We start from the raw sequence: 11,058 nt of genomic DNA, 5'->3' as shown, positions 1-11,058 counted from the left end.
AAAGTCCATGCCTGGTTTATCCGCAGTCCCCCCGATTGAGCGTCGCAACCTCGACGACCTCAAAGGCAATACCGAAAACCTGCTGGCGCTGATTGCCGCCGGCGCCGCGCAACGTGAACGCGAACGCCAGCTGCCCTATGAAGCGGTACGCCAGATTGCCCAGGCCGGGCTCTACACCTGCCGCATACCCGAGCAATATGGCGGCCCGGGTGGCAGTGTCAGCGATGTGATCGGCCTGCTGCTGCGCATCGCCTCGGTGGACTCCAACGTCGCCCAGGCGCTGCGCCCTGGCTTCGGTTTTGTCGAAGGCTTGTTGTCGTCAACCGCCGACGGCGCCGAGGCCGAGCGCCAGCGCTGGTTCGCCCGCTACCTGCAAGGCGCGGTGCTAGGCAATGCCGGTTGGGAAGTGGGCGGTGCCAATGGCGCGATCAGTGCGCGCATCGTGCGTGACGGCGAGCATTACCGCGCCAGCGGCAGCAAGTACTACAGCACCGGCTCCCTGTACGCCGACTGGGTCAGCGCCGTGGCTCTGGATGAAAACGATCAGCCGGTGTCGTTCGTGCTGCCGCGCGAGCGCCAGGGCCTGGAGTTGCTCGACGATTTCGACGCCATGGGCCAGCGCCTGACTGCCAGCGGCACCACGCGCCTGAATAATGTCGTGGTGTACGCCGACGAGATCCGCACGCGCACGGTGGAGGAGGGCAAGCGCACCATCGTCACGCCGTTCCTGCAGTTGTTTCTGGCCACGGTGCAGGCCGGCATCGCCCGCAATGCGCTGGACGACGCCAGCCGCTTTGCCCGCGAGCATGCGCGGCCGATCAAGCACAGCAGCGCCGCGCGTTCGGTGGATGACCCTTACGTGCAGCTCAGCGTCGGCGAGATCGCCGCCCGTGCCTTTACCGCCGAAGCCGTGGTGTTGCGCGCGGCGGCGTCGATCGACCGCGCCTGGGCCAGCGGGCTTGATCCACATCAGGTTGACCAGGCCGCCATCGACGTGGCCCAGGCCCAGTACATTGCCGCCGAGTCCGCGCTCAAGGCTGCCGAGTTGCTGTTCGACGTCGGCGGCGCCTCGACCACCGGCCGCAGCCACAATCTCGACCGCCACTGGCGCAACGCACGCACGGTCGCCAACCACAACCCGCGGCACTGGAAGGCCGCAGCGGTGGGTGCCTGGCAACTGACCGGCACGCCGCCGCCGACGTCGGGCTTGTTCTGAGGTGGGCAGTTTGCAGGCGCCGCTGTTGACCCACAGCACCGGGCAATCACGGCGGGTACCGATGATCATCGGCTGTGCGTTGCTGATGGAGCTGATCGACTCTACCGTGGTCATGACCGCATTGCCACAGATGGCCAGCGAGTTCGGCGCGCCGAGTGTGCGCATGAACCTGGTGGTGTCGCTGTACATGCTCGCCGCGGCCCTGGCAGTGCCGGTCAGCGGCTGGGCGGCGGACCGCTACGGGCCGCGGCGGGTGTTCGTGCTGGCGATAGTGTTGTTCACCCTGTCGTCGCTGGCTTGCGCCCTGGCCGGGTCGTTGCTGCAACTGTGCCTGGCGCGCCTGTGTCAGGGCGCGGCGGGGGCGATGATGGTGCCGGTGGGCTTGATGATCCTGCTGCGCTGGTCGCCGCGCGAGCAGCTGCTGCGCAACATGTCCTACCTGACCATCCCGCCACTGGTGGGGCCGATGCTCGGGCCGCCGCTGGGCGGTCTGCTGGTGACGCTGCTGTCGTGGCAATGGATTTTTCTGGTTAACCTGCCCATCGGCGTGCTCGGGGTGTACCTGGTGCTGCGGCATATTCCCGATTACCCCGGCGACAGCCAGCAACGCCTGGACCTGCACGGCTTGCTGCTGGCCAGTGTGGCCCTGGCGTCACTGGTGTTCGGCTTCGAGGCGCTCGGCCATGGTTTGCTGGCGCGGCGCTGGGTGCTGCTGTTGCTGCTGATCGGGCTAATAACAGCGCTGCTCTATGTGCGCCATGCCCGGCGTTGCGCCCAGCCGCTGCTGGACTTTTCGCCTTTGCGCGTAGGCAGTTTTGCCGTGAGTTTCTGGGGTGGCAACCTGTTTCGCCTGGGCACGGCGGCGCAGCCGTTCTTGATGGTGTTGTTGTTCCAGCTGTGCTTTGGTTTAAGCCCTTTGCATGCCGGTTTGCTGACCTTCACCGGGGGTGTCGGTGCCTTTGTGGTCAAGCTGCTGGCGGTGCGTATCGTGCGCCGCTTTGGCTTTCGCCGCACCTTGAGTATCAATGCGTTGTTCACCGGTTTGAGCCTGGGCGCCTGCGCCAGTTTCAACCTCGACACGCCGTACTGGCTGGTGGTGTTGATCCTGTTCGCCAGCGGCCTGATCCGCTCCTTGCAGTTCAGCGCCATGGGTGGCCTGAGCTATGCCGACGTGCCCGCCGAACTGCACAGCCGCGCCAGCAGCCTGTCGGCGGCGACGGTGCAGTTGACCATGAGCTTGTCGGTGGGGGTGGCTGCTTCACTGCTCAGTGTGTTGATGAGCTTGAAAGGTGAGCAGCAAGTGACGGTGGCGGATATCGCCCTGGTGATTGGCGTCGGGGCGCTGCTGTGCATGGCTTCGGCGCTGGTGTTTCGCACGCTGGCGGCGGATGCGGGGAGTGAGATCTACCGCTGAGCTTTTCTCGACTGGACTGCGACCGCTGCGCGCTCGATCGCGGGTCGAGCCCGCTCCCACAGGATGGGTGCAGGGCCTGTGATAAGGCCATTAGATCGACAAATTCAGCACCCGCTCGCCCTGGGTACTGCCCCCGGGCTGCCGGCGATTCACCGCCAGCTCGCCCATCTTGATCAGCCGGGTGCGGGTGACGTTGCGGCTCAGGCCGAGCAAGTTGGCGGTGTGCACCTGGTTGTAATGACTGAAGCGGTAGGCCGCGCGCAACAGTGCGTCCTCAACCTTCTCGTGCAAGGCGCCGCCAGGTTGTTCGAAGAGTTTCTGGAAAGCCCGCGCCAGCAAGCCTTCCGCCGAATCATCGCTGCCGGGGCTGTCGTCGGCGCGTTCGATGCGCATGTTCGACAGGCGTAGGTCCTCCTGGCGGATCACGCCGTCACGGCAGATCAGCAAGGTGTGATGGATGACGTTTTCCAGCTCGCGGATGTTGCCCGGCCAGCCGTAGCTGCGCAGCTTGGCTTCGGCCTCGCCGCTGAGGCTGACCTGGCCGTAGCCCAGGCGCTGGCTGTAGGCCTGGATGAAGTGGCGGGTCAGCGGCAGGATGTCGCCCGGGCGTTCACGCAGTGGCACCAGTTCCAGGCTGACGACGTCGAGGCGGTAGTACAGGTCTTCGCGAAAGTGCCCGGCGTTGATGGCTTTTTCCAGCTGCACGTTGGTAGCGGCCAGTACCCGCACATCGATGGCAATGCTCTTGCGCGAGCCCAGGCGTACCACTTCGCGCTCCTGCAGCACGCGCAACAGCTTGACCTGGATCGGCATCGGCAGGTCGCCGATCTCGTCGAGGAACAAGGTGCCGCCGTTGGCTTCTTCGAACCAGCCGGCCTTGGCACTGAGGGCGCCGGTGAACGCGCCTTTTTCGTGGCCGAACAATTCGGCCTCGACCAGCGACTCGGAAAACGCTCCGCAGTTGACCGCCACGAAAGGCTTGTCACGCCGGCCGCTGAGGTTGTGGATGTGCCGGGCGACCAGCTCTTTGCCGGTGCCGGTCTCGCCGATGATCAGCACGCTGGCTTCACTCGGCGCGACCCGCTGCAGGTGCGCCAGCAAGGCCCGTGACTTGGGGTCTTCGAACACCTGCGCGGTGGCGCGGATCGAGGTGGCCAGGGCCGGGGAGGGCGGTAGGGTCAACAATTGCATGGCGGTCACACTATGAGTAGAAGGTCGGAGTCGGCAATTGCCCGCGCAGGGCCCATTCACCGAGTTCGTGCAGCTTGTAGTCGAGCGGGTCGTGCAGGCTCTGGGTGCGCAGGTTGCGCCAGTGCCGGTCGAGGCCCACCGAGGCCTGGGTGGCGCGGGCGCCGGTGACTTCAAACACCTTGCTGCAAATCTCCAGGCCATCGCGGCTGGCGGCGACCTTGGCGGTCGCGATGCTCACCGCCAGGCGCCCGCGTTGTTCGGCGCTCAGCGCCGCGCCTTTGGCCCAGGCCTGGTCCAGCTCCTGGGCGGCCTGGTCAACCAGCAGCCGCGCACCCTGCAGGCGCACCCAGAAGTCGCCGAAATGCTTGAGTACATACGGGTCGGCGCTGCTCTGTTCGGCGAGCGATTTGAACCATGGCCGCGACTCGCGCAGGGCATAATCCCGGGCCTCTTCGAAAGCGCCCTCGGCGATGCCGAGGAAGATATTGGCGAAATGCAGCTGGGCAATCAGCGGCCGCAGGCAGGCGAACGGCGTGCTCAAGGGACCGGGGTCGAGCAGCAGATCGCTTTCTTCCACCCGCACCCGTTCGAAGCTGGCGCTGCCGCTGTCGGTCTGGCGCTGGCCCATGTTGTGCCAGTCGTTGTGCAGGGTGATGCCGGTGCGCCCGCTGGGGATCGCCGCAATCAACAGCTTGCCGCCGGCGCTCTCGTCCACCGCCGAGGCGATGAGCATCTCTGAATCGCTGGCGCCGGAGCAGAAGCTTTTTTTACCGGAGAACTCGCGAAAGCTGCCACGGTCCTTGACCACCGTGCGGGTGTCCAGCGGGTTGAGGGCATTGCCCCAGAACCAGCTCTTGCGCGCGGTCAGTTCGAACCATGGCTGCCACTGCGCGGGCGTGGCAAACAGGCGCACGGTGGCGAGCATCAGGTGATGAAAACCAAACACGTGGGCCAGGGAACTGTCGACCCGGGCGAATTCACGAACCACCTCGAAGGTTTGCCTCCAGTTGGCGCCCAGCCCACCGAACTCGCGAGGGATGCTCAAGGCCAGCAGGCCGCTGCTGCGGATGGCATCGCGTTCAACCTTGGGCGTGCCGCCCTGGCGGTCGCGCTCGACGGCGTTGCGGGCGAACTCGCTGGCCAGTTCCCGGGCGATGTGCAAAGGGGTCGATGGAGTGCGGTGCAAAGGTGGCGCTCACTTGCTCGATGAGGATTGGTACCGATGCTAAAGGATCTAAAAAACTGAAAATAAATAACTTGTAGGTCTTTCGATATGTCGATTTGTATATTTCGTTTTGTTCTATATTCGTAAGTATTTATTCTTTTTAATTTTATTCGCTCGAGCGCAATCTGCACCTCAAGCACTGCGCGGCAGTGCACCCCAGGACGAGGAAGCAGCACATGACCATCAAGGCGATCAACGTACGCAATCAGTTCAAAGGCACGGTCAAGGAGATCATCGAAGGCCCGGTGGTATCGGAAATCGACGTACAGACCTCCGCCGGCATCGTCACCTCGGTGATCACCACTCGCTCGGTGCACGAGCTGGAGCTGCGGGTCGGCAGCGAAGTGATTGCCTTCGTCAAATCCACCGAGGTGTCGATCGCCAAGCTATGAAGGGCAGGAACAAAAACAGGCCGAGCCCCGGTGACGGGGCTCGGCCTTTTTGTTTCAGGACTGGCTGGTTTGCGGCAGGATCATCTGCGCCGGGGCATCGGCAGCCTTGCGCCGTGCGACCAGGTAATACAGCACACTCGGTACGATCAGGCCGATGATCCACGACAGGTCGACGCCGCCCAGGTGGGCAACCATCGGGCCGGTGTAGAGCTTGGTGGAAATGAACGGCATCTGCACCAGCACGCCGATGGTATAGACGATGATGCCAGGCAGGTTCCAGCGCCCGTAGCGGCCGTGGGGGTCAGCCAGCGCCGGCACGTCGTAGCGCTCCTTGGTGATGAAGTAGTAGTCCACCAGGTTGACCGCGCTCCAGGGCACGAAGAAGGTCAGCAGGAACAGGATGAACGACTTGAACGCGGCCAGGAACGAATGCTGGCCGAGCAGGGCGATCAACGTCGAAGCGCCAACGATGGCGAGGACGAAGAACAGCCGCTGACGGCGGGTGACTTCGATGTGCCCGCGAAAGCCACTGATGATGGTGGCGATGCACATGAAGCTGCCGTAGGAGTTGAGGGTCGAGATGGTCACCTTACCGAAGGCGATGCTGAAGTACAGCAGCGCGGCGGTGGCGCCGGTACCGCCCAGGCCGACGATGTAGGCCACTTCACGGCCGGAGAACTGGCCGTTGGCAATCGCCGCGGCAAACACCCCGAGGACCATCGACGCCTGGGCGCCGACCACCGAGCCCAGGCCTGCGGCGAGGAAAGTCTTGAACGATGAGGTGTTGCTCGGCAGGTAGCGCGAATAATCCGCGACATAAGGGCCGAACGAGATCTGCCAGGACGCCGACAGCGACACCGCGAGCAGGAACGAGGCCCAGCTGAAGTGGCGGTTCTCCAGTAACTGGCCGATGTCGCTGATGACCATGATGCGGCTGAACAGGTAGACGAAGGCGATGATTCCCAGCACGCTGGCCACCCGGCCGATCCAGTGGATCATGCGGTAGCCGAACACCGTGGCAAGGACGATGACCCCGGCGAAAATCAGAATGCCGGCGCTGTCGCTGACGCTCAGCAACTGGCCGATGGCCTGGCCCGAGAGCACCGTGCCGGTGGCGGTGAAGCCCAGGTACATCAGGCACACCAGGGCAATCGGGATGGCCGCGCCGTACACCCCGAACTGCACGCGGCTGGAGATCATCTGCGGCAGGCCGAGTTTCGGCCCTTGGGCGGCGTGCAGGGCCATGACCGCGCCGCCGACCAGTTGCCCGAGCAGCAGGCCGATCAGCGACCAGAACACATCGCCACCGAGCACCACGGCCAGGGCCCCGGTGACGATTGCGGTGATTTGCAGGTTGGCACCCAGCCACAGGGTGAACTGGCTGTAGAGGCGTCCGTGTCGTTCGTTTTCCGGGATGTAGTCGATCGAGCGCCGCTCGATCAGGGGCTTGCTGCGCGAGGCATTGGCCTGGGTCATTGCTCGGGATCTCCGCCTATTGTTGTGTTGTCGCGGTCGGGTCGCCAGCCGAACGCAGGCGGGCGACTGAAACAGATATGAGCATGTCTATACAAATACAGTCAAGTGGAGGTGTCGGCTTTGCGGCGTCCATCCGTCGCGATGGATGCTGCGATGATTTCGTGCATAAGGTTATGCTGTTGCGAAATATTACAAAGCCGTTGAGGGAAGCATGCCGTTAAAGGATTTGCTGTTGGCGCTGGTGGTGATTGTCGCCTGGGGCGTCAATTTCGTGGTGATCAAGGTCGGCCTCGATGGCTTGCCGCCGATGTTGCTGGGCGCCTTGCGCTTTGCCCTGGTGGCGTTTCCGGCGGTGCTGCTGGTCAAGCGCCCGCAGTTGCCCTGGCGCTGGCTGATTGCCTACGGCGCGACCATCTCCCTGGGCCAGTTCGCCTTTCTCTTCGAGGCCATGGGCAATGGCATGCCGCCGGGGCTGGCGTCGCTGGTGCTGCAATCCCAGGCGTTCTTCACCCTGTTTTTTGCCGCGATCTTCCTCGGCGAGCGGCTGCGCGCGGCCAGCGTACTGGGCCTGCTGGTGGCCGCCGGCGGCCTGGCCCTGATCGGCAGCGAAAACGGCGCCAGCGTGCCGTTTTTCGCCTTGCTGCTGACCCTGTGCGCCGCCGCGATGTGGGCCATGGGCAATATCATCACCCGGCGTTTCGGCAATATCGACCTGGTGGACCTGGTGGCCCTGGTGATCTGGGGCGGGTTGGTACCGCCGCTGCCGTTTCTGGCGCTGTCGTGGTGGCTGGAAGGCCCCGAGCGGATCGAAAGCTCGCTGCGCGGCATCGGCTGGAGCTCGGTGCTGGCGCTGGCCTATCTGGCGTTTATCGCCACCATGCTCGGCTACAGCCTGTGGAGCCATCTGCTGTCGCGCTACCCGGCCGGCAAGGTGGCGCCGTTTTCGTTGCTGGTGCCGGTGGTGGGCCTGAGCTCTTCGGCCTTGCTGCTGGACGAGCGCCTGACCCCGCTGCAAGGCTGGGGCGCGCTGCTGGTGATGGCCGGGCTGTTGATCAACGTCTTCGGCCCGCGTCTGCGCCAGTTGTTGCTGGCGCGGATGGCCTAGCAATGGGTGATTACGCCGGCATAACCCGGTAGACACAACGCCGATCACCGCTCAGCAGGTGTTCGCAGCGCTCCACCTGCGCCTGCTCACCGAGCGCGGCCTGGAACACCTGCAGCTCCGAGCGGCAAAACCCCTGGCAGCGGCTGGCGGCCACGCAGATCGGGCAGTGGTTTTCGATGATCAGCCAGCCGTCGCCGCAGGCCTGCATCTGGGCCATGTAGCCGGCCCGCTCACGCAGTTGCACCAGCACCCGCACTTTGTCTTCCAGCCCCTGGGCCTGGTTGCAGGCCTGCTGGTATTCGGCGCGGCTGCTGGCTTCCATGCGGCTGATGAGCTGGTCGACCCCCTCGGCGCCGAACACCTGTTCGACGCTGTCGATCAGTTGCAGGGTCAGCACACTGTGGGTGTCGGGAAAGCGCCGCTGGGCGGCGTCGGTCAACATCCACTTTTGCGAAGGCCGCCCGGCGCCAGTGCTCGGGACACTGATGCCATTGATTTGCCCGGCGGCCTGCAGCTTCTGCAGGTGCTGGCGCGTGGCCTCGAAGCTGATCTGCAGCAGGCTGGCCAGGTCGGTGGTTTTCAACGCGCCGCGGGTCTTGAGCAAGAACAGAATGCGCTCGGCGCTTGAGGTGCTATCGAGGTTGCTGAGGCTCATCGGGCCATGACCTTGGGTGCAGTGCCAGTCAGGCGCCAGACCAACAGCCAGGTCAGCAGTGGCGCGATGGCAAACACCGCGAACAGCCAGGTCGCGGCCTGTTGCGCGCCAGCGACGCCGCCCGGCTCGACCAGCCCGGCACTGTTGCTGACCACCCCGGCCAGGGCTGCCGCCAGCGCCGTGGCGTAGAGCTGCACGGTGGTGATCGATGCCGAGGTCAGGTTTTCTTCACCGGGTGGCGCGGCGCTGAGCACCTTGGTCAGCAGGTGCGGCCAGCCAAGGCCGATTCCCAGGCCCACGCCGGCCAGCGCCAGGCAATACACGGCCAGGCCGCCAGTGCTGCCCAGCCAGGCCTGCTGGCCGGTCATCAACGCCAGCCCCAGCAGGGCCGCAAGGACAATGCCCGGGCCGACGCGGATCATGCGCTCGGCGGCCTCACCGGTGCGGCTGGCGCTGCACAGCGCGGCCAGGGTCCAGCCCGCCGCCATGGCCGCGGTCATGTAGCCGGCGGCCAGCGGGCTGAGGCCGTGAATGGCCTGGAGGAAGTAGGGGACGAAAATTTCCGTGGTCACTGCCGCAATCAACAGGCACATCACCGCATACAACTTGCCCAGAGGGGTGCCCAGGGAGTAAGCGCCAGAAGGCAGCAAGCGGCGCTCGGGCTGGTGGTCGAGGCGGGCGATGAGCACTGCGATGGCCAGGCCCGCGCCAATCCCGAGCAGGTTCCACAGCAGTTGCTGGGCCAGGCTGGCGGCAGAAATCGCCAGCACCGAGGCGACCAGGCAAGCAATCAGGCCATAGGGTGGGCGAGTGGCCCGGGTGCTGGCAGCCACCTTGCCGTGCAACTGGTTGATGACGATCAGCGCCAGCAGCGCCGCCACCGGCAACAGTGACCAGAACGCCCAGCGCCAGTGGCCGCCCTGGGCAAAGATACCGCCAACCGCCGGCCCGCACAGGGTGGCCACGCCCCACATGCCCGAGACCATGGCCATGGCCCGGGGCCACAGGCGCTCATCGAAGATCAAGCGGATCAGGGCATAGCTCAGGGCGAACAGGATACCGCCGCCCAGGCCCTGGACGCTGCGACCGATCAGCAGCACCGGCATGCTCGGCGCGGCGGCGCAGATCACCGAGCCCAGGCTGAACACCGCCAGGGCCAGGAGAAAGGCCGCCCGCGCGCCCAGGCGCTCGATCAATTGCGCCGAGAGGGTCGAGCCGATGATCGAGGTGGCGACAAACAGCGTGGTGCTCCAGGCATAAAAGGCCAGGCCGCCGATATCCGCGATCACTGTGGGCAGGATGGTGGTGACGATATAGACGTTGATTGCATGCAGGGCGACGCCGCCGGCCAGGGCGATCGAGCGCAGGGCATTGCGCCCGTGGAGCAGTTCGGCCCATGACGCGGGCTGAGGGTGGGCGGTGTTCATCGGCGACTCCTTCGCAAGTAAGGCGGCAATGGAAGGGGAGTCTAGGTGGCTGGCATGTATTACACAACCTATTGCTTGTATAAATGGCCACGCAGCAGCCGGCGGTTTTGTTACCATCGCGCTTTTTCCGCCCGCTCAACTGCGGGCGGCTGACAGGCAAGGCCGAAGGAGAGCAGCATGATCATTACCACCACAGGGACCATCGAAGGCCGGGAAATTTCCGCCTATCTGGATGTGGTCAGCGCCGAGTCGGTTCAGGGTATCAACGTGGTTCGCGATATGTTCGCCAGTTTCCGCGACTTTTTCGGTGGCCGTTCGCAAACCCTGGAAAGTGCGTTGAAAGAAGCGCGCATCCAGGCCACCGACGAAATCCGCGCCCGCGCGCGCAGCCTGCAGGCCGATGCGGTGGTCGGCCTGGACTATGAAATCAGCATGCCCTCGGCCCGTGGCGGCATGGTCGTGGTGTTCGTGACCGGTACCGCGGTGAAGCTCAGGTAAACGCCAGGGGTGCGACAAAACAGCCCGGCCATTGGTCGGGCTTTTTTGTTCTTGCCCGTGCGGTCCACAAATGACCGGCTAGTCTCAGAGTCACTAGGGTCAGTACTTTTCTGGGCAATCATCTGCTTGCCGGTACTGGTCCGCCATCGGAGGGAGACTGGGGCATGATTGAATCCTACATTGAGGACCAGGGCGACGAATTTCCCATCAACAGTGTGGTGCGCTGTGGCCAGAGTGGTTATCGCCTGGGCTTTGCCAACATGACGCTGGATGATGCGCAGGTGCGCCTGAACGCGCTACAGCGCAGCAAGAAGGGCAAGTTCACCCCGCGCTTGCCAGCGAAGAAGTAAACGAATCGACCACCACCCCGCCCAACGGCGGGGTTTTTTTTGCATTGTTTGACCTTGCGCAAAGGTTGCGCGGCTGGCGCTCGCCTGATGCCGGGTTGTGTGCCTTACT

At 64.5% G+C, this 11,058-nt stretch carries 11 protein-coding genes; 6 read left to right on the top strand and 5 right to left on the bottom strand.

Annotated features, from left to right (window positions below; translation table 11 throughout):
* The first annotated feature begins 7 nt into the window (after positions 1–7).
* Together ACIOVF_RS02510 and ACIOVF_RS02505 are read left to right on the top strand one after the other, a co-directional pair.
* Positions 8–1,216, top strand: a complete 1,209-nt coding sequence (locus ACIOVF_RS02510; RefSeq protein WP_401287218.1) for an acyl-CoA dehydrogenase family protein — start codon at positions 8–10, stop codon at positions 1,214–1,216.
* A 61-nt stretch (positions 1,217–1,277) separates the two neighbouring features.
* On the top strand, positions 1,278–2,630 hold the full coding sequence (locus tag ACIOVF_RS02505) for an MFS transporter (protein WP_052676499.1): 1,353 nt from the start codon (positions 1,278–1,280) through the stop codon (positions 2,628–2,630).
* A 90-nt stretch (positions 2,631–2,720) separates the two neighbouring features.
* Here the strand turns inward: ACIOVF_RS02505 and ACIOVF_RS02500 are convergent, their stop codons facing one another.
* The gene (locus ACIOVF_RS02500) at positions 2,721–3,821 is read right to left on the bottom strand and encodes a sigma-54-dependent Fis family transcriptional regulator (RefSeq protein WP_045194273.1); all 1,101 of its coding nucleotides are present in this window, start codon (positions 3,819–3,821) and stop codon (positions 2,721–2,723) included.
* Between the two features lie 10 nt (positions 3,822–3,831).
* Entirely contained in the window at positions 3,832–5,007 is a 1,176-nt protein-coding gene (locus ACIOVF_RS02495; protein WP_401287215.1) for an acyl-CoA dehydrogenase family protein, read from the bottom strand.
* 215 nt (positions 5,008–5,222) lie between these two features.
* Between ACIOVF_RS02495 and ACIOVF_RS02490 the strand changes: the two genes are divergently transcribed.
* The gene (locus tag ACIOVF_RS02490; RefSeq protein ID WP_010227092.1) at positions 5,223–5,438 is read left to right on the top strand and encodes a molybdopterin-binding protein; all 216 of its coding nucleotides are present in this window, start codon (positions 5,223–5,225) and stop codon (positions 5,436–5,438) included.
* A gap of 54 nt (positions 5,439–5,492) precedes the next feature.
* On the opposite strand, the gene ACIOVF_RS02485 is transcribed toward ACIOVF_RS02490, so the two are convergent.
* The gene (locus tag ACIOVF_RS02485) at positions 5,493–6,914 is read right to left on the bottom strand and encodes a purine-cytosine permease family protein (RefSeq protein WP_401287211.1); all 1,422 of its coding nucleotides are present in this window, start codon (positions 6,912–6,914) and stop codon (positions 5,493–5,495) included.
* A gap of 211 nt (positions 6,915–7,125) precedes the next feature.
* On the opposite strand from ACIOVF_RS02485, the gene ACIOVF_RS02480 reads away from it, so the two are divergent.
* Entirely contained in the window at positions 7,126–8,019 is an 894-nt protein-coding gene (locus tag ACIOVF_RS02480; protein WP_401287208.1) for an EamA family transporter, read from the top strand.
* Positions 8,020–8,029: 10 nt separating this feature from the next.
* Here ACIOVF_RS02480 and ACIOVF_RS02475 read toward each other — a convergent pair whose 3' ends face one another.
* Entirely contained in the window at positions 8,030–8,674 is a 645-nt protein-coding gene (locus ACIOVF_RS02475; RefSeq protein WP_123566207.1) for a metalloregulator ArsR/SmtB family transcription factor, read from the bottom strand.
* Positions 8,671–10,101 carry an MFS transporter gene (locus tag ACIOVF_RS02470; RefSeq protein WP_401287204.1) on the bottom strand — a complete coding sequence of 477 codons (1,431 nt, stop codon included), beginning with the start codon at positions 10,099–10,101 and terminating at the stop codon, positions 8,671–8,673. Before ACIOVF_RS02470 ends, ACIOVF_RS02475 begins: the two co-directional genes overlap by 4 nt.
* A gap of 177 nt (positions 10,102–10,278) precedes the next feature.
* On the opposite strand from ACIOVF_RS02470, the gene ACIOVF_RS02465 reads away from it, so the two are divergent.
* Complete coding sequence (locus ACIOVF_RS02465) at positions 10,279–10,599, top strand: YbjQ family protein (RefSeq protein WP_045194264.1); 321 nt, start codon at positions 10,279–10,281, stop codon at positions 10,597–10,599.
* Between the two features lie 164 nt (positions 10,600–10,763).
* Positions 10,764–10,949, top strand: a complete 186-nt coding sequence (locus tag ACIOVF_RS02460) for a hypothetical protein (RefSeq protein ID WP_045194262.1) — start codon at positions 10,764–10,766, stop codon at positions 10,947–10,949.
* Positions 10,950–11,058 lie beyond the last annotated feature (109 nt).

Origin of the sequence: Pseudomonas sp. NPDC087612, assembly GCF_044743505.1 — a bacterium.
Classification (GTDB): domain Bacteria; phylum Pseudomonadota; class Gammaproteobacteria; order Pseudomonadales; family Pseudomonadaceae; genus Aquipseudomonas.
Note: the sequence above shows the minus strand (reverse complement) of the source record. Positions and strands in the feature narration are given on the sequence as shown.

Excerpts from the sequence above, each read along its gene's own strand:
- ACIOVF_RS02485 (WP_401287211.1), bottom strand. The coding sequence starts at position 6,914 with ATGACCCAGGCCAATGCCTCGCGCAGCAAGCCCCTGATCGAGCGGCGC.
- ACIOVF_RS02500 (WP_045194273.1), bottom strand. The coding sequence starts at position 3,821 with ATGCAATTGTTGACCCTACCGCCCTCCCCGGCCCTGGCCACCTCGATC.
- ACIOVF_RS02460 (WP_045194262.1), top strand. The coding sequence starts at position 10,764 with ATGATTGAATCCTACATTGAGGACCAGGGCGACGAATTTCCCATCAAC.
- ACIOVF_RS02490 (WP_010227092.1), top strand. The coding sequence starts at position 5,223 with ATGACCATCAAGGCGATCAACGTACGCAATCAGTTCAAAGGCACGGTC.
- ACIOVF_RS02475 (WP_123566207.1), bottom strand. The coding sequence starts at position 8,674 with ATGAGCCTCAGCAACCTCGATAGCACCTCAAGCGCCGAGCGCATTCTG.
- ACIOVF_RS02465 (WP_045194264.1), top strand. The coding sequence starts at position 10,279 with ATGATCATTACCACCACAGGGACCATCGAAGGCCGGGAAATTTCCGCC.
- ACIOVF_RS02470 (WP_401287204.1), bottom strand. The coding sequence starts at position 10,101 with ATGAACACCGCCCACCCTCAGCCCGCGTCATGGGCCGAACTGCTCCAC.
- ACIOVF_RS02510 (WP_401287218.1), top strand. The coding sequence starts at position 8 with ATGCCTGGTTTATCCGCAGTCCCCCCGATTGAGCGTCGCAACCTCGAC.
- ACIOVF_RS02505 (WP_052676499.1), top strand. The coding sequence starts at position 1,278 with ATGATCATCGGCTGTGCGTTGCTGATGGAGCTGATCGACTCTACCGTG.
- ACIOVF_RS02480 (WP_401287208.1), top strand. The coding sequence starts at position 7,126 with ATGCCGTTAAAGGATTTGCTGTTGGCGCTGGTGGTGATTGTCGCCTGG.